The following is a 17,271-nucleotide window of genomic DNA, read 5'->3' as shown; positions in this document are numbered from 1 at the left end:
CGTCTCCGGACAGCAGCCGACGGGAGACCTCGCCCGCCCAGCGCAAGCGCCTCGCTTCGATGGGACCGCGCCGCTCGACACGCGGGGAGCCCCTCGCGATTCCGGAGCCTCGCGCTACGACGACTCCGACTACATCGCGGAGCCGCCGCCCGACATCGAGCTGCCACGCCACGGTGGCGGAGCATCGGACGAGCCGCCAGCAAACATCACGCTGCCTCGGAACAACGGCCCGACGCGTGAAGCCACGCCCTCCCCTGAGGCCTCGGCTCCGTGGACTCCGCCCGCGACAGTGGGCATCACGCCCCCTGTCCCCAGCGGTCCGGTGATGGCGGGTCTGCCTCCGTCCGCCGCGCGCCCCCTGTCCTTCCTGCGCAACGGCGGCGGCGCCCAGACTGTCTCGGACGCTCCGCCCCCATCGGCGTATCCCGTCGAGAATCCCCTGCCCTCGGGCCCCGTCCTGGACGGCCTGCCCCCGTCCGCCGCGCGGCCCCTGTCCTTCCTGCGCAACGGTCCGCCCGCGCACACGGCAGCGCCGCCCCCGCAGCAGCCCATCAGTCCCCCCGGCCCGCATGCGGGCGCCACCCCGCTCTCCCGCACCACCGAGCCGGCGCCCACCGTCCGCGTCATCAACGTCCGCAAGCCCGAGCCGCCGCCCGGCCCGCCCGAGCCACCTCCCTACGGCGACAGCGACGAGGAGTCCCGCTTCTATCCAGAAGAGGCCTCTCCGGGCGGCTGCGCCTCCGGCGAGTGCATTCCCGAGCCCGAAGCCCCCACCGCCGCGCCCGAGCCCGAGCCGCCTCCCATGGCCGCCGCGCCCGTCCCCGTGGCACGCGGGCGCGACAACCCCAACCTGCCGCTCATCGAGCGTTGGCGCGCCGCCGTGGAGACCGTGAAGGCGGGCTCCCTGCGCCACGGCACCGCCCTCGCGAACGGCCGGCTCATGTCAATGAAGGCCGGGGAGATCATCCTCGGCTTCCTCCCCTCCGCGGGACTGCACCGCATGTCGGTGTCCGCCGCCGCGGGCAAGGCCACCATCGACAAGCTCCTGGCCGAGCACTTCGGCCGGCCCGTGAAGCTGTCCTTCCAGGACGTGTCCGCGGACGACTCCCGGGCCGCGCCCAGCCTCGCCGAGCGCGACGCGCAGAGCCGCGCCACCCACGAGAAGAACACCGAGAGCAAGGTGCGCAACCACGCCTCGGTCCGCTCCGTGCTCCTGGTCCTGGGTGGAGAAATCGAGCACATCCAGATCTACGAGCCCGAGCGCCCCTCCGCCGCCTCGGTCGCCGACGCTCCTGTCGAAGCCCCTGACGACAGCGCCTGACAATGGACGCGCGCGACGCTAGGGTGCGCGCCACACTCCACGCCCGTACCGAGGAAGCACATGCCCGGCGTCGACCTGAACTACTTCATCCGGCAGGCGAACAAGCTGACGGAGAAGATCGAAGAGCGCAAGCAGCAGCTGGCCGAGGAGACCGTCGAGGCCAAGGCCGGCGAGGGCCGCGTCACCGTCGTGGCCAACGGCATCCAGGAGATCCGCAGCATCAAGATCGACAAGGAAGCCATCGACCCGAACGACACGTCGATGCTCGAGGACCTCATCACCGCCGCGGTGAACGCCGCCCTGGCGAGCAGCCGTCAGCACATGCAGCGCGAGCTCGCGAAAATCTCCGGCGGCATCAAGATCCCCGGCGTTACCTGATACCGGATGACTCCCGATCCGCTGAACCGCCTCGTCGCCCAGCTCGCGAAGCTGCCAGGCATCGGGGAGAAGACCGCCCAGCGCCTCGCGTTCCACATCCTGCGCTCTCCGGGCGAATACGCCTCCGAGCTGTCGCAGGCCATCCGCGAGGTGAAGGAGAAGGTGCACCTGTGCGTGCGCTGCTTCTCCCTCACGGACACGGAGACCTGCGGCTTCTGCAGGGACCACCGCCGTGATGAGCGGGTGCTGTGCGTCGTGGAGACCTTCGCGGACCTGATGGCGCTCGAGCGCACCCGCGAGTTCAAGGGCCGCTACCACGTGCTGCACGGCGTGCTGTCCCCGCTCGAGGGCGTGGGTCCGGATCAGCTCCGCATCAAGGAGCTGTTGGAGCGCCTCACCGACAGCCAGGTGGAGGAGCTCATCCTCGCCACCAACCCGGACGTCGAGGGCGAGGCCACCGCGCTCTACCTGACGCGCCTGCTCAAGCCCATGGGCCTGCGCCTCACCCGCATCGCCCAGGGCCTGCCCATGGGCGGTGACCTCGAGTACGCCGACCAGGCCACGCTGGCGAAGGCGCTGTCCGCCCGCCGCGACCTCTAGTCGTACGAGCCGGCGCCGGAAGCTCCCGGCGCCGTGCCACTGCCTACCGCGTCAGTCGCCAGGAGAACGGCACCACCACGTTCACCTCCTCGTCGAGGTGCGCCGGGAAGCGCAGCCGCTCCGCCTGCGCCTGGAGACAGCGGCCCACCCCCGTCTGCGCGAGCGCCCCGCTCACGCCCGCCCGCACCTTCCCCGTCGAGGCGATGGAGAACTCCACCTGCACCTGGCCCTCGCTCGCCGGCAGGTCCGCGCGGTTCTTCTCGAAGCACGTGGTGATGCGCGAGCGCCCCTTCGCCACGACGCGGGAGATGTCATCCACGGTGAGCGACACCTTCTTCTTCGCCGTGCTCTTCACCGACTTGCCCTCCGCCGCCTCCTCCACGGGCGGCGGTGGTGACAACGCGCTCCCCACCGCGCCCGCCTCACCTCCAGTCCCCTGCGCCGCCACACCCTCGGGAGGCTGCGTCCCGACAGGTGGCGGCGACACGGGCGCCACGGCCTGCTGCGCGGGCTCGGCGACTCCTTCCGTCGAGGGAGCAGCGACCGGTGCCTCCACTGGCGGGGGTGCGACAGCAGCGCTGGGAGGAGCCACGACGCCCGCCGACACGGGAGCGACGAGCCGCGCATAGCCCACGATGCCCACGCCCGCGAGCAACAACCCACCCGCGAGCCCGACGACGAGCGGACGCCATCCGCGAGCACGGGGCGCGGCGACGGGCGTCGGCGCCGACTCGGTGGCCGGAGTCTTCGTCGCGGCCGGCACCAGCCCCGAGGACGACGCTGGCGAGCGTGCACTCCAACCGCGCGCCGTGGCCACGTCGGTGGCGCCCGTCGCGGAGGAAGGCCCCCCCACCACGTCCGTCCCCATCTCCACCACGCCCGTCGCCTGCGTCACCACGCCCAGCGCGGCGGAGAGCGAGGACAGCGTGGGGATGCGGGTGCGCTCGGTGAAGCGGTCCTCACCGAAGTGGCTGCGCAGGAACGCGCCGAGCTGCGGCGTGCCCGCGGCGCTCAGGTGCTCTCCGAGGAACGCCTCCAGGTCCTCGGCGAAGGCCTCCGCCGTGGCGTAGCGGTCCTGCGGCAGCGGCGCCATCGCCTTGAGGACGATGGCCTCCAGCTCCGCGGGAAGGTCCGGCCGCAGCTCGCGCGGACGCTTGAACTCGCCGTGCAGGAGCGCGTTGAGGACCGCCAGGTCGTTCTCCCGCGAGAAGGGCCGCACGTGCGTGAGCGCCTCGTACAGGCTGACGCCGAGCGCGAAGATGTCCGCGCGCCGGTCCACCCCCTGCCCCTTGGCCTGCTCCGGCGCCATGTACATGTACTTGCCCTTCACGACGCCAGTGCGCGTGTTGGCGAGCCTCGACTCGGCCTTGGCGATGCCGAAGTCCAGCACCTTCACCTGCCCCTGGTACGTCAGGTACAGGTTCGACGGGGAGATGTCGCGGTGCACCACGTTGAGCGGCTGCCCCAGCTCGTTGCAGAACTCGTGGGCGTAGTGCAGCCCTCGCGCCGAGTCGATGAGCACGCGCAGCACGATGGGGAACGGCAGGTACGCGCGTCGCCGTCCCGCCAGCCGCAGCGTCGTGGAGAAGTCCTCGCCCGCGAGGTACTCCATGCAGATGTAGTAGCAGCCCTCGGTGAAGCCGAGCTCCTGTATCTGCACGATGTTGGGGTGCGACAGCTTCGCGGCCAGCCGCGCCTCGTCCCGGAACATCTCCACGAAGTCGGGGATGTTCGACAGGTGCGGCAGCATCCGCTTGATGACCACGTTGCGCTCGAAGCCGTCGGCGCCGAGCAGCTTGGCGAGGAAGATCTCCGCCATGCCGCCCTCGGCCAGCTTGCGCACGAGGACATAGGGGCCGTACGGGCGAAGCAGCGGCGGAGGAGCCTCCTCGGTGCCGGAGCCGGGCTGTGTCGTCTGGGGGGGGGACATCCTCAGGGCCCTCGCTCTTTCAAGGTGCGCACCGTGTGGACATCCGGAGCACCCGGTCGCGTCATTCTAAACACCAGCAGCGGGGGCGAGCCCACCGGCTCCACCCACGTATCGAACCGATGCTTGCCGTCCAGGCTGGCGGGACGTCCATTGATGGACACGCGCGCGTTCACCGGCGCCACCCCCGTGGCCCTCACCTTCGCCGCGGAGCGTTGCCCCTGGCGCGGCTGCGACACGAGCAGCATCGGCACCGAGTTGTCGTACACCAGCTCCAGCTTGTTCATCCGGCCCCCCTTCAGCTGCTCACCCGACTCGGACAACGGCGTGACGGACCACAGGTAGCTGCCCTCGCTCAGCGCGCCCGCATCCAACGCCGCGCGCGCCTCCGTCACCGTGCGCTCCGCCACGGGCTTGTCCAACGCGCCCGCCCGGTACACCGCCACCCGGTAGCGCGCCGCCGACGTCTCCTCCGAATAGGTGAACGTCACGGCCGGCGGTTTGTCCTGGTAGAAGATGGTCGTCTTCTCCAGTCCCTCCGGCACCACGTTGCGCACCCGGTCCAAATCCCGACCGAGCCGCTCCGGCGCGAACACCGCGCTGCCCTTCGCCACCTCCTGACCGTCCTTGCCCTTGACCCGCCAGAAGAGCGTCCCACGCGCGGGCGCCGGCACGTTGACGAAGGGCTGGAACACCGTGCCCGTCAGCAGGGGCCTGGTGAACTCCGCGTCCGTCGCCACCTCCACCGTCACCTCGCCCTCCTTCTCCCAGCCGAAGGCCACCTCGGGCATGTCCTGGTGGTACACCTCCGCGCCGTCTCCCGCGCCGAGCAGCAGGGGCGCGGGGCCGAGCGACTCGATGCGCGCCTCGCCCGTCTCACCCGAGACGACAGCCCGCTCTCCCGCCCGAAGCGGCTGTCGCGTCTCGCCGCGCACCAGCGTCACCCGTCCCGTCTGCGCGTCCACCAGATAGCCCGACCCCGTGCGCCGCACCGCCAGCCGCGAGGCGCCGTCCCCCTCCAGGGTAAGCCCCGGCAGCACCACGCGGCTCTCGCGGCCCTGCGCGAGCTGGAGTCCCAGCCGTCCCTGACGCAGGTCCAGCCGCGCCTCATCGCTCGTGCCGCCCTGCCCCGCGCCCTCCAGCACCATCTCCGCCGAGGGGCCCAGGGTGAGCTGCGAGGACGAGTTCTTCAGCGCCAGGTCCACCGAGCCGCCCGCGCGCGTGCGCACGCCGTCACCGGGCGCGAGCACCTCGCCGTCCGCGCGCACGGACCTCCAGCGCTTCGCGTCCTTCCCACGCAGCTCCGCCCGGCCCGAGCCCACCCGCACCGTCACGTCGATGGGCTCCAGCTCCACCCGCCGCGAGCCCTTGAGCCTCAGCTCAGCCTGGCCCGCGGACACCTCCACCGAGTCGCCTTCGGAGGCGCGCAGCTGCTTGCCGTCCTTCGCGACGAACTCGATGGCGCCCAGCTTCACCTCCACGCGGCCGGCGTCCTTCGTCACCTGGACGGAGACCTCGCTGGGCTCGGAGCCCACGCGCGTGAGGCCAAAGGGCGTCAGCAGCGTGAGCGCCACCTTCTTCCCAGCCGGAGCCCCCGCGGGCTTCGCGGGCACGCGCGACAACACGATGCCGCGCTCCACCGTCAGCACCACGCCGCCTGCGTCCTGGCCCACGCCGACGCGCGCGTCCGCGCCCACCTCCACCGAGCGCCCGTCCGGGAAGCTCAGGGTCGCCGCGCCCGACGCCCCCGTCTCCACCGCGTCGCCCGAATACAGCGGGCCCGCCTGCGCGGGGACCTTCTTGCCGCCGCGCTCCACCTGCACGTCGCCGGACAGGCCCTCCAGTCGGGCCAGCTCCACGGCGGGGCCCGAGTCGGGGGCCGCGGCGGACTCGACGGGAGGAGGGGCTGGAGTGGCCGCCTCGTCGTCGCAACCCGACACGACGAGCAGGAGGGCCAGGAGCCAGGGACGCGTGTTGCTCACCGTTTCTGCCTCGGGAAGAGATCGACGTTGAAGATGGCCTGCTCGCCGTCCTTCAAGGTGACGAGCTTCGACTGCGTGAAGAACCCGCGCGCGGAGATGGTGATGCGGTAGGTGCCACCGCGGACCTTGAAGGTGAACGCCCCCTTCGCGTCCGTGCGCGCCTTCACCTTCGCCTGCGGAATCAGGAGCGTGGCGGCGATGGGCTTGCCACCGCGTGCGTTGCGCACCTGGCCGGTGAGCGTCGCGGGCTCGCCCTTGCGCTCGGAGGCGAGCGGCACCGAGAGCGCCGTCTCCTGCCCCGCCACGATGATGGCCGCCTCCTCCGCCGTGCGGTAACCCGAGGACGTCGCCACCACGGCCACGGGGCCCGGCGGCAACTCCTTCACGTGGACCTCACCGCGCAGGTCCGTGCGCGCCTCCACGCCGCCCACCATCAGCCGCACTCCGGGCAGCGGCACGCCATTGCCCGCGCTCACCACCGAAATCTTGAGGCCCCCCGTGGGCGGCGGCAGCTTGCGCGCGCGCACCGCCAGCGCCACGCGGCCACCATCCTCCAACGTGACGCGGCCCTCGGCCGGCGCGTAGCCCTCCGCGCTCACCCGCGCCACGACATCTCCCGGAGGCAGCTCCACTCCCTCCACGTTGCCCTGGGCATCCGCCTCGCGAGGCGCGGCCTCCACGCCATTGGCGACGAGCACCACCTTCGCGGCAGGAAGCGGCGCGCCCGACTCCGCGTCCAGCAACTGGAGCACCAGCGTGCCCATCGGCACCCGAGGCGGCGGCGGTGGCGCTGCCGGAGCGGAGGGCGCGTCGTTCCATGCCACCTCCAGCGCCGCGCCCACCCGGCGCATCCGCTGCTCGGAGCGCGAGCCGTCCGCGAGCGTCACCGTGTCCTGCACGTGCTGGAAGTCCAGGAGCACCGTCCCGGACCAGCTCCCCCCGCCCGTCAGCGGGAACAACAGCGCGCCGCCCGCCGCGAAGCCCTTGGCCTCCGCCTTCGCGCCCGCCGCGTCCTTGACCGACAGCGACACCGGCACCTCGCCCCGCGCCTCCACCGCCAGCCGGGTGAAGAGCGGCACCCGCACGCTCGCGCTCACCAGGGCCGCGTGCCGCACGCCCCGCGCCAGCACCGGCTCATCCGAGGTGCCGAAGACCGGCAGCTGCGCGTACCCGTAGCCCGCCCCCAGCTCCGCGCGCACCGGCCCCAGGAAGGCCCGGGCCCGGGGCCCCACCGACGCCCGCAGGAGGCTGCCGCCGGTGATCCTCACCGAGTCCTCCTTCAGGTCGAACCCCTCCCGCTGCACCGACGCCCACCCGCCCAGCCACGCGCCCGCCCACGCCGTCCCCATCACCGCCAGATCATTCGGTGTGAAGCCGTCATAGGTGAGCCCGGGCCCTACATCGGCCTGTTGTCCGTTTCGGAGGGCAATGCCGTAGCGAAGGCGCAGCGAGGCTCGCTCGCGCACCTCCTCCGCCCGGACGGACGGAGCGGCGACCAGCACCAACAGCAAGGGCGCCAGACGCGCCAGGATGGGGGCAAGGGGGCGTGGGGGCGTCAAAGCCCGGCGGAGTATAGAGAAACCCGCGAACACCCCCAAACCAGCACCCTCAGTCCACCTGGAAAGGCCCTGGAGGGGCTTGACCAGGGCTCGCCGGGGGTCCGAAGCGGGCGGACAAGCCCGGGACATCCTCGTTCTCACCGCCAGGAACGGATGGCTTCTTGCTGAGGTGGAGGGGCTTTGCTAAGCATCCTCACGGTCGGTAGCGCCTCGTCTAACCTCCGGGATTCACTCCAGAAACAACGGGGTGGCACCGTGAGAGGGACGAGCGAACGCTGAGGAGCGCATACGCCCATGGGCACGCAACTGGTGATGTACGAAGAGGAGTTCACCAAGATCAACGCCGTTTGCGACCGGCTCACCAAGGACGCGAACGCGAAGGTGGTCTTCCTCGTCGACAAGAACGGGCAGCTCATCTCCTCGGCTGGCCAGACGCAGAACATCGACACCACGTCCCTGGCCTCGCTGACGGCCGGCAACGTGGCGGCGATGGGCGGGCTCGCCAAGTTGATCGGTGAGAACGAGTTCCCCAACCAGTTCCACGAAGGGGCCAAGGACTCGCTCTACATGACGATTGTCGGCAGCCGGGTGGTGCTGGTCGTCATCTTCGACAACCGCACGAGCCTGGGCCTCGTCCGCCTGCGCATCAAGAAGGCCAGCGACGAGCTCACGAAGATCTTCGAGAGTCTGGTGAAGAAGACGGACAGCCCGGGTGCCGGGTCGCCGTTCGCCGAGATCTCCGACGACGATATCGACAACCTCTTCAGCGAGTAACCCGGGAAGCCATGTCCTTCATCAACTACTCATCCCGCGAAATCAACTGCAAGATTGTCTATTACGGGCCGGGTCTCTGCGGGAAGACGACCAACCTCCAGTACATCTACAACAAGACGGCGGCCGAGACGAAGGGCAAGCTCATCTCGCTCTCCACCGAGACGGACCGCACGCTCTTCTTCGACTTCCTGCCGCTGTCGCTCGGCGAGATCCGCGGCTTCAAGACGCGCTTCCACCTCTACACGGTGCCCGGTCAGGTGTTCTACGACGCCAGCCGCAAGCTCATCCTGAAGGGTGTCGACGGCGTCGTCTTCGTGGCCGACAGTCAGATCGAGCGCATGGAGGCGAACATGGAGTCGCTCGAGAACCTGCGCATCAACCTGGCCGAGCAGGGCTACGACCTGAACAAGATTCCGTACGTCATCCAGTACAACAAGCGCGACCTGCCCAACGCCGTCACCGTGGATGAGATGCAGAAGGCGCTCAACCCGCGCAACATCCCCAAGTACGAGGCGATTGCGCCGACGGGCGTGGGCGTGTTCGACACGCTCAAGGCGGTGGCGAAGCTGGTGCTCACCGAGCTGAAGAAGGGCGGCTGACGAGGAAGCGGCCGGGCAACCGGCTCCCGTACCGCGGGTGACGAGACGCCCCGCGGTCAAGGGTGTTACAACCTGCTGCCGACGGGCCGGGCCGTCCGCCTCCTGAGGTCGCACAGTGCGTGTCGCAGCCACCCTCCGACTCCTCGCGCTCGTGAGCGCCACCCTCTGTGGGTCGGCGCTCGCGCAGGAGTCGCGCTCTCCCGCCCAGCCGCCAGTCGCCGCCGCCCAGGTCTCCGCGCCCGAGGGTGACAGCACCGCGGACGAGGCCTTCAACGCGCGCGTGAAGACGCTGGAGGAGCAGGTCGTCGACCTGAAGGAGAAGATCTACCGCTCCAAGGCGCGGCTCCTGCTGCTCCAGGAGACGGTGCTCGGCGGTGACGTCACCACGGGCGCGCGAGCGCACATCGTCCACAAGAACGAGATGGGCGGCTCCTTCATCCTGGAGTCGGTGACGTACGCGCTCGACGGCGCGCCCATCTTCACGCAGCTGGACCTGCAGGGCGAGCTCGCCAAGCGCGAGCAGTTCGAGGTCTTCAACGGGCGCATCGTCCCGGGCCAGCACCAGCTCGCGGTGCGCCTGGTGTACCGGGGCAACGGCTTCGGCGTGTTCAGCTACGTGGAGGGCTACAAGTTCAAGGTGCAATCCAGCTACACCTTCAACGCGGAGCCGGGGAAGGTGTCCACGGTGCGCGTGGTGGGCTTCGAGCAGGGCGGCGTGACCACGGACCACAAGGACCGGCCCGCGGTGCGCTACGACATCGAGCTGTCGCGCGACGCGGCGCCCCGCATCGACGGCGAAGCGGGGACGACTCCCCCGGCCACCACCTCCACTGAAGCGCGGTAGGGGCACGCCGGTGAACGTGTCGCTTCGCGCACTCGCCCTGGTGCTCGGCCTCGCGGGTGGCGCTGTCGCCCGTGCCGACACGCCCCCTCCCCCGCCGCCCACGGCGCAGCAGCTGGAGCAGCGCCTGACGACGGTGGAGCGCCAGCTCCAGCTCGCCGAGGACAGCCTCCGTCAGGTGGAGACGAAGTACAGCCAGCAGCCGGAGCCCGACGAGGCGCAGGCGCGCGTGCGCCGCTACTCCGACGCGGAGATTCAATACCTCCTGGGCGACTGGACCGCGGCCTCCGTCCACTTCTACGACCTGGTGAGCGACCCGGAGTTCCGGAGCCACCCCCGGTACGCGGACGCGCTCTACTTCCTGGCGGACGCGCTGTACCAGCAGAAGAACGACGTGGGCGCGCGGCTGTACCTGCGCGAGCTGCTGTCGCTGCCCACGCCCTCGCCGCGCCACCGCGACGCGCTCACGCGCTACCTGGCCATCAGCGGCCGGCTGAACCTCTACGACGACGTGGACGCCTACGTGGAGCAGGCGCGCGGCCTGTTCGGCGGACAGCTCCCCGCGGACATCCAGTACGTCTACGCGAAGCGGCTGTTCCGTCGCACGGACCTGGTCCCTTCCGAGCGCATCGCCCACGCGAGGGCCGCCTTCGCGCCCCTGGCCCAGGCCCACGGCGGGCCCTACCAGTTGCAGGCGCGCTACCACATGGCGGTGCTGTCGATGCAGGCGGGTGAGCTGCCCATCGCCATCCTCCAGTTGCAGCAGCTGCTCACGCCGGTGGAGGGCGCGGCCGAGACGACGGCGCCGAAGGCGAAGAACAAGCCCCAGGTCCGCGCCACCGCGGACACGGATACGGAGCGCATCCGTGAGCTGGCGCTGATGTCGCTGGGACGCCTCTTGTACGAGGCGGGCCGCTTCGACGAGGCGCTGGACTGGTACGGCCGGGTGCCGCAGGAGAGCGAGTCGTTCCCGGAGTCGCTCTACGAAATCGCGTGGACGCAGGTGCGCAAGGGCAACCACCAGGAGGCGAAGAACGCCGTCGACATCCTGCTGCTCGTGTCGCCCGACTCCAAGCTCGCGCCCGAGGCGAAGCTGCTGCGCGGCCACCTGCTCCAGAAGCTCAAGCGGTACGAGGAGGCCATCGCGTCGTACGACGAGCTCATCGGCACCTTCCGTCCGGAGCGCGACAAGGTGGACGTGCTCCTGCGCGCCAACCGCGACCCGGTGGCGTACTTCGAGCGGCTCCTGGCGCGCACCGACACCGTGCCGGACGTGCGCACGCTCCTGCCTCCGCTCGCGCTGAAGTACGCGTCGACGGAGCGCGAGGTGAGCAGCGCGATGAAGACGGTGGGCGACATCGACAGTGGGCGGAGGGGCACACTGGAGGCGCGGGAGCTGGCCGCGCGCATCCTCACGGCCCTGGACACGCGCAAGCTGCAGACCTTCCCGGAGCTGCAGGAGGGCTTCACGCTCTCGGACTCGGTGGAGACGGCGAGCATCCAGGTCGAGGCCTCGCTGGTGGAGCTGGAGGGGCTGTCCTTGGAGTCCTCGCTCACCGCCGACGAGCGCGCCCGGCTCGCGCCGCTGCGTCGTGAGCGCGAGGCGCTGGCCGTCCGCTTCGCCTCGATGCCCGCCACGCAGCAGGACCTGGAGGAGCGGCTGCGGCGGATGCAGGCGCGCGTGGACGCGGTGGACCGAGAGGCCTTCCGGCTGGGCGCGGAGGTGCAGGGGCTGCACGCCATCGCCGCGGCGGTGCGCAAGTGGGTGGATGACACGCGGCTGCTCCGGCAGACGCCTCCCGAGGAGGAGCAGGAGTTCCTCGTGCAGCTCCAGGCAGAGGTCCAGACGCTCACGGATTTGCAGGGGGAGCTGGACCGCACGCGCGGGCGGCTCGCCGATGAGCGCAACGGCGCGGCGGCGGCGCTGGCCGGAGAGCAGGCCATCCGCGGCCGGTTCGCGCAGGCGCTGCGCGCTGAGCACGCGGTGCTCGAGGAGGCCGAACGACGACAGGCGCCCTCGGGCCTCATGACTCGCGCACATGCGGTGCGCCAGCGCGGCGAGGCCTTGCGAGGACGTGTCGCCCAGGCCCAGGGTGCGCTGCGCGGACGCGTGGAGCAGAAGGCCACGCGCATCCGGGCGAAGGTGCTGGCCGAGCAGCAGCTGCTCGAGCGCTACGAGGCCGAGGTGGCCGCGGTGGCCGGCAACGCGAAGCAGCTCGTGGGCCGCATCGCGTATGACAGCGTCCGGCGCGTGCGCCGACAGTTCTACGACCTGGTGCTCAAGGCGGACGTGGGTGTGGTGGACGTGGCCTTCACCGAGAAGCAGGACAAGACGACGTCCATCCAGAAGGTCTCCGCGCAGAAGGCCGAGGCCCTGCGCGCGCTCGACGCCGACTTCCGGGACGTGCTGTCGTCGGAGGAGAGCCGGTGATGCGGCGCGTTCTCGCGGTGCTGCTCTCGCTGGCCTCGCTGCCCGCCGCCGCCCAGGCGCCGGAGGCTCCCGCCCAGGCCACGAGCCCCTCCGACACGGAGGCCCCGAGCCCTTCGGGCACGCCCTCGCGCGACTACCTGAATGGGCTGGGTCGCTCGCCGGACGAGGAGCTGCTGCTCCAGGACGTCAGCCGCGCCCTGCGCACGTACGACGAGGAGTCGCGCGAGTTCAGCCGCGACGTCCAGGGGCTGATGGAGCACAAGTACGAGCAGAAGCGGGACTCGCTCGCGTCCTCGTACGAGAAGGTCATCCGCGACTTCGAGGCCCAGGAGCGCAAGGAGCGGATGGAGGCCATCGTCCGCTTCGAGGAGTTCCTGCGCCGCTACCCCAGCGAGCCGCGCTACACGCCCGACGTGATGTTCCGCCTCGCGGAGCTCTATTACGAGCGCTCGCAGGACGAGCATCAGCTGGCGATGAAGGAGTACCGCGACCGGCTGGAGATCCACGACAAGAACCCCGACGGCACGGCGTTCCCCGTGGAGCCGAAGAAGGACTACGCGGACTCCATCGCGCTGTATCGCCGGCTGCTGAAGGAGTACCCGGACTACCGCTTCAACGACGGCGCGTCCTACCTGCTGGGCTACTGCCTGGAGGAACAGGAGCAGGTGGAGGAGAGCTTCCTCGCCTATCAACAGCTCATCGCGCGCTATCCGCGCAGCCGCTTCGCCACCGAGGCGTGGGTGCGCATCGGCGAGTACTGGTTCGAGAACTACAAGGACCCGCAGGCGCTGCCGCGCGCGGCCCAGGCCTTCGAGGCCGCCTCCCGCGACACGCTCCACCCGCTCTACGACAAGGCCCTCTACAAGCTGGGCTGGACGTACTACCGGATGGACCGCTTCGACGAGGGCGTGGAGTCCTTCCTCACGCTGGTGGACTTCTACCAGGCCCAGGCCGTGGCCCAGGGCAACACCGAGGTGGGCGGAGACCTGCGCGACGAGGCCCTGCAGTACGTGGCCATCTCGCTCGCGGACGAGTCGTGGGGCGGCCTGCCTCGCGCGAAGTCGCTGTTCGTCAAGCGCGCCGGGCGTCCGTACGAGGCGGACGTCTACCGTCGCCTCGGGCACGTGTACTTCGACCAGACGAACTACGCGTCCGCCATCGTGGCCTATCGCCAGGTGCTGGAGAAGGAGCCGCTGACGCCCGACGCGCCCGAGCTCCAGCAGCGCATCGTGCAGTCCTACGAGCGCGACCGGATGATGGCGGAGTCCTTCGCCGAGTCGGAGCGGCTCGCCACCCGTTATCAGCCCGGCACCGCGTGGCACGCGAAGAACATGGGCGACCCGGACGCGGTCTCCCGCGCCAACGCGCTCGTCGAGAAGAGCCTCTACACCACCGCCACCTTCCACCATCAGCAGGCGCTGGTGTTCAAGAAGGAGGGCCGCTTCGAGCAGGCCCAGGCGGGCTTCGCCACCGCGGCCCGCTCGTATGGCACGTACCTGGAGCGCTTCCCGCGCAGCAAGAGCGCGGGCGAGATGCGCTTCTATTATGCCGAGTGCCTCTACTTCTCGTTCCAGTTCGCCGAGGCCGCGAAGGCCTACGAGCGCGTGCGAGACACCGGTGAGAGCGTGAAGCACCGCGACGACGCGGCGCACAGCGCGGTGCTCGCGTGGCAGCAGCTCCTCGCCCAGGAGCAGCAGGCCGGCAAGGCGCCGAAGCTGGAGGTACTGCGCTCCAGTGAACGTCCGGAGGGCTCCGCGGTGAAGCCCGCGCCGCTGACGCCCACCGAGGCGAAGCTGGTGTCCGCGTCGGACCGGTACGCCGCGCTGCTGCCTCGCGACGCGAAGGCGCCCGGCATCGCGTACAAGGCCGCGGAGCTGTATTACGCGCACGACGACTTCCCCGAGGCGCGCAAGCGCTTCGAGCGCATCATCCAGACGTGGCCGAAGAACGAGGTGGCCCGCTACGCCACCAACCTCACCGTCGAGTCCTTCCTCATCGACAAGGACTGGCGCAGCGTGGAGGAGGTCAGCGCCCGGCTGGCCGGCAACACGCAGGTCATCGAGCCTTCCAGCGAGCTGCATCAGCAGCTCGTGAAGTTCAAGCTCGCGGGCCGCTTCAAGCTGGCGGACCAGCTGCTGGCCGAGGGCAAGTACGAGGAGGCTGCGCGCAAGTACACGCAGCTCGTCGACGAGGCGCCCCGGCACGAGTTCGCCGACAAGGCGCTGAACAACGCGGCCGTCGCGCACGAGAACACACGGCGGTTCGACTCGGCGCTCAAGCTCTACGAGCGCATCTACCGCGAGTACCCGTCCTCTCCGCTCGCGGACGCGGCGCTGTTCCGCGTGGCCGTCAACGCGGAGAAGTCCTACGACTTCGACAAGGCCGTCGTCAGCTACCAGAAGCTGGTGAAGGACTACCCCAAGTCGAAGGACCGCGAGGCGGCGCTCTTCAACACCGCGCGCCTGCTGGAGGGCCAGCAGCGTTATTCCGAGGCCGCGGCCACCTTCATCCGCTACGCGGAGCTGTTCCCCTCCGCCGAGGACGCGCCGAAGAACCGGTACCGCGCCGCCGTCCTGCTGGAGAAGCAGGGGGATGCTCGCGGAGAGGTGCGCGCGCTCCAGGAGTTCGTGCGCAAGTACGCGAACAAGTCCGCGCAGGTGGAGCTGGTGGTGGACGCGCACCGGCGCATGGGTGACGCGCACCAGAAGCTCGGTAACGAGAAGCAGGCGCAGAAGGACTACACCCAGGCGGCGAACGAGTTCGACCGGCGCAAGCTCAAGCCGGACACGCACCCGCTCGCGGCGAACGCGGCGGCGTATGGACGCTTCCAGTTGGCGGAGGCGCAGCTGCGCCAGTTCGACAAGCTGAAGATTGGCGGCTGGGGCAAGACGCTGGTGCGCAGCTTCGCGGTGAAGCGCGCGGGTGTGAAGACGGTGAAGGACGCGTACGCGCGTGTGTATCCGTACAAGCAGCTCGAGTGGTCGCTCGCGGCGGCCTATCGGTCCGGCTACGCGCTGGAGCGCTTCGCGAACACCATCATCGAGACGCCCGTGCCGCCAGACGTGAAGCGGCTGGGTGAAGAGGCGGTGGTGACGTACCAGGACCTGCTCGCGCAGAACACGGCGGAGCTGGAGGACGCCGCGGTGGAGAGCTACGCGGTGGCGCTGGCGGAGGCTCGGAAGAATCGCGTGTCCAACGAGTGGACCCGGCGCACGCTGGAGGCCCTCAACCGCTTCCGTCCGAAGGAGTACCCGGTGCTCAAGGAGCCCAAGCAGGCCCTCGCGTCCGAGGCCACCTATCCGGAAGGGCTCATCGGCCACGTGAGCGGCCCGCCCCGGCCGTCTCCCGAGGACGAGCGCCGCATCACCGGGGGAGCCAAGCCGTGAGCACCACGCCACGCACGCTCGGGGCCTCGGCCCTCACCGCGCTGTTCCTCTCATCGGGGCTGTGGTTGTCCGCGTGCGCCTCCGCACCGGAGACACGTCCCACGCAGGACGCGTCCACGCCCGCGCCCGGGAAGGACACGGCGGCGAAGGCGCCCCCCGTCGTCGAGCCACCTCGCCGCAGCGCGGCCGAGGACTTCGACCAGGCGGTGGCCATCGCGCGGACGGGCGAGCTGACAGCAGCCGAAGCCGCACTGCGCGCCCTGGTGACGCAGGAGCCAAAGCTCGACTACGCGTGGACGAACCTGGGCATCGTCCAGGAGCGGCTGGGCAAGCACGAGGACGCGGAGCGCTCGTACCGCCAGGCCCTCACCCTCGCGCCCGAGCAACAGTCCGCGTGGGACTGCCTGACGCGCCTGTACGGCCGCACGGGCCGCTCGGCGGCACTGGAGACGGAGCTGCGCGGGCTCCTGGAGACGAAGCAGGACTCGGTGACGCTGCGCACGGCGCTGGCCGTCACGCTGCTCCAGCAGAAGAAGCTGGGGCCCGCGGCCACCGAGGCGAAGCGCGCGCTCAAGGGCGACGAGCGACACACGCACGCCATGCAGGTCCTCGCGCAGGTCTACTACCGCGAGGGCAAGCAGGAGCTGGCGCGCATGGTGCTCGAGAACGCGCGCGACATCGCGCCCTCGGACGCCGCCACGCGCAACGCGCTCGGGCTGGTGTACCTGGCGCTGAACGTCAGGCCGCAGGCGCTGGAGGAGTTCAAGGAGGCCGCGAAGCTGCGACCCGACTTCGCCGAGGCTCGCAACAACTTCGGCGCAATGCTCAACGAGGCACAGGACTACGCCGCCGCCGTGACGGAGCTGGAGGCCGCCGTGAGGTCCGCGCCGGACTTCGCCGCCGCGCGCCTCAACCTGGGCAATGCCTACCGCGGCACCGGTGACTTCGAGCGCTCCAAGGCCGAGTACGAGCGCGTGCTCGAACTGCGCCCGCAGCAGCCCGACCCGCTGTTCAACCTCGCCATCCTGTACCTCGACGTGGAGCCACCAGGCGGCGACCCCGTCGGGCGCTACAAGACGGCGCTCACCTACTTCGAGCGCTACGAGGCCCAGGGCGGCAAGGACGACCGCATCCCCCAGTACACCAAGGACGCACGCAAGAGCATCGAGCGTGAAGAGCGGCGCCTCGAGCGCGAGCGCAAGGACCAGCTCCGCAAGGCCGCCGAGCTGGAGAAGGCCCAGAAGGAGGCCGCGAAGCAGGCCCCCGACGCCACCGTGTCGGCTCCGGCCTCGCCCCCGGCCGACCCACACGCCCCCACGGACACGTCCCGGTCCCCCGTGACACCCGGAACCACCGCCCCCGGCGCGGTGTCCCAGCCTGGAACCCAGGCCGCCCCTCCTCCGGCCGAGAGCCCCCCTGCCCCCACGCCCGCGAAGGCCGGCTCGGGTAAGCTGGCCGACGACAGGAACTAGG

General features: G+C 70.6%; 12 protein-coding genes. 9 read left to right on the top strand and 3 right to left on the bottom strand.

Translation table 11 applies throughout. From position 1 onward, the window contains the following. The first annotated feature begins 325 nt into the window (after positions 1-325). The 3 genes from AC6JA9_RS11850 to recR are packed head-to-tail and all read left to right on the top strand — an operon-like array spanning position 326 to position 2,299. Complete coding sequence (locus AC6JA9_RS11850; RefSeq protein WP_497959696.1) at positions 326-1,321, top strand: DNA polymerase III subunit gamma/tau; 996 nt, start codon at positions 326-328, stop codon at positions 1,319-1,321. Between the two features lie 60 nt (positions 1,322-1,381). Continuing rightward, positions 1,382-1,699, top strand: a complete 318-nt coding sequence (locus AC6JA9_RS11845) for a YbaB/EbfC family nucleoid-associated protein (RefSeq protein ID WP_046712137.1) — start codon at positions 1,382-1,384, stop codon at positions 1,697-1,699. A gap of 6 nt (positions 1,700-1,705) precedes the next feature. Further along, positions 1,706-2,299: a recombination mediator RecR gene (recR, locus tag AC6JA9_RS11840; RefSeq protein WP_046712136.1), complete on the top strand. Its 594-nt coding sequence runs from the start codon at positions 1,706-1,708 to the stop codon at positions 2,297-2,299. A gap of 43 nt (positions 2,300-2,342) precedes the next feature. Here the strand turns inward: recR and AC6JA9_RS11835 are convergent, their stop codons facing one another. Genes AC6JA9_RS11835 through AC6JA9_RS11825 form a run of 3 tightly spaced genes read right to left on the bottom strand, consistent with a single transcriptional unit; the run spans position 2,343 to position 7,710 of the window. Further along, positions 2,343-4,229: a protein kinase domain-containing protein gene (locus AC6JA9_RS11835; protein WP_223750555.1), complete on the bottom strand. Its 1,887-nt coding sequence runs from the start codon at positions 4,227-4,229 to the stop codon at positions 2,343-2,345. Between the two features lie 2 nt (positions 4,230-4,231). Next, complete coding sequence (locus AC6JA9_RS11830; protein WP_497959695.1) at positions 4,232-6,208, bottom strand: FecR family protein; 1,977 nt, start codon at positions 6,206-6,208, stop codon at positions 4,232-4,234. Beyond that, positions 6,205-7,710 carry an MSCRAMM family protein gene (locus AC6JA9_RS11825; protein WP_483579400.1) on the bottom strand — a complete coding sequence of 502 codons (1,506 nt, stop codon included), beginning with the start codon at positions 7,708-7,710 and terminating at the stop codon, positions 6,205-6,207. Before AC6JA9_RS11825 ends, AC6JA9_RS11830 begins: the two co-directional genes overlap by 4 nt. Before the next feature lie 351 nt (positions 7,711-8,061). Here AC6JA9_RS11825 and mglB point away from each other — a divergent pair, with 351 nt between their 5' ends. From mglB to AC6JA9_RS11795, 6 genes are all read left to right on the top strand, one after another. Next, positions 8,062-8,541: a gliding-motility regulator GTPase-activating protein MglB gene (gene mglB / locus AC6JA9_RS11820; protein WP_002637270.1), complete on the top strand. Its 480-nt coding sequence runs from the start codon at positions 8,062-8,064 to the stop codon at positions 8,539-8,541. 11 nt (positions 8,542-8,552) lie between these two features. Then, positions 8,553-9,140 (top strand): gliding-motility regulator Ras-like GTPase MglA, encoded by a 588-nt coding sequence (gene mglA, locus AC6JA9_RS11815; protein ID WP_046712132.1) that lies wholly within the window; start codon positions 8,553-8,555, stop codon positions 9,138-9,140. Positions 9,141-9,255: 115 nt separating this feature from the next. Continuing rightward, positions 9,256-9,984 (top strand): dihydrolipoamide acetyltransferase, encoded by a 729-nt coding sequence (locus AC6JA9_RS11810; RefSeq protein ID WP_324289058.1) that lies wholly within the window; start codon positions 9,256-9,258, stop codon positions 9,982-9,984. Between the two features lie 16 nt (positions 9,985-10,000). Further along, positions 10,001-12,412 carry a tetratricopeptide repeat protein gene (locus AC6JA9_RS11805; RefSeq protein WP_223750552.1) on the top strand — a complete coding sequence of 804 codons (2,412 nt, stop codon included), beginning with the start codon at positions 10,001-10,003 and terminating at the stop codon, positions 12,410-12,412. Further along, positions 12,412-15,798, top strand: a complete 3,387-nt coding sequence (locus AC6JA9_RS11800) for a tetratricopeptide repeat protein (RefSeq protein WP_497959694.1) — start codon at positions 12,412-12,414, stop codon at positions 15,796-15,798. The genes AC6JA9_RS11805 and AC6JA9_RS11800 overlap by 1 nt, the downstream gene beginning before the upstream one ends. Further along, positions 15,795-17,270 carry a tetratricopeptide repeat protein gene (locus AC6JA9_RS11795; RefSeq protein ID WP_497959693.1) on the top strand — a complete coding sequence of 492 codons (1,476 nt, stop codon included), beginning with the start codon at positions 15,795-15,797 and terminating at the stop codon, positions 17,268-17,270. Before AC6JA9_RS11800 ends, AC6JA9_RS11795 begins: the two co-directional genes overlap by 4 nt. Position 17,271 lies beyond the last annotated feature (1 nt).

It is taken from the genome of Myxococcus sp. MH1, from assembly GCF_059738865.1.
The sequence above is the reverse complement of the archived record's forward strand: the minus strand, read 5'-3'. Positions and strand labels throughout refer to the sequence as shown.

Bases quoted from the DNA above. Each gene is read 5' to 3' on its own strand.
- AC6JA9_RS11835 (WP_223750555.1), bottom strand. From the start codon at position 4,229: ATGTCCCCCCCCCAGACGACACAGCCCGGCTCCGGCACCGAGGAGGCT.
- AC6JA9_RS11800 (WP_497959694.1), top strand. From the start codon at position 12,412: ATGCGGCGCGTTCTCGCGGTGCTGCTCTCGCTGGCCTCGCTGCCCGCC.
- recR (WP_046712136.1), top strand. From the start codon at position 1,706: ATGACTCCCGATCCGCTGAACCGCCTCGTCGCCCAGCTCGCGAAGCTG.
- mglA (WP_046712132.1), top strand. From the start codon at position 8,553: ATGTCCTTCATCAACTACTCATCCCGCGAAATCAACTGCAAGATTGTC.
- AC6JA9_RS11845 (WP_046712137.1), top strand. From the start codon at position 1,382: ATGCCCGGCGTCGACCTGAACTACTTCATCCGGCAGGCGAACAAGCTG.
- AC6JA9_RS11850 (WP_497959696.1), top strand. From the start codon at position 326: ATGGCGGGTCTGCCTCCGTCCGCCGCGCGCCCCCTGTCCTTCCTGCGC.
- mglB (WP_002637270.1), top strand. From the start codon at position 8,062: ATGGGCACGCAACTGGTGATGTACGAAGAGGAGTTCACCAAGATCAAC.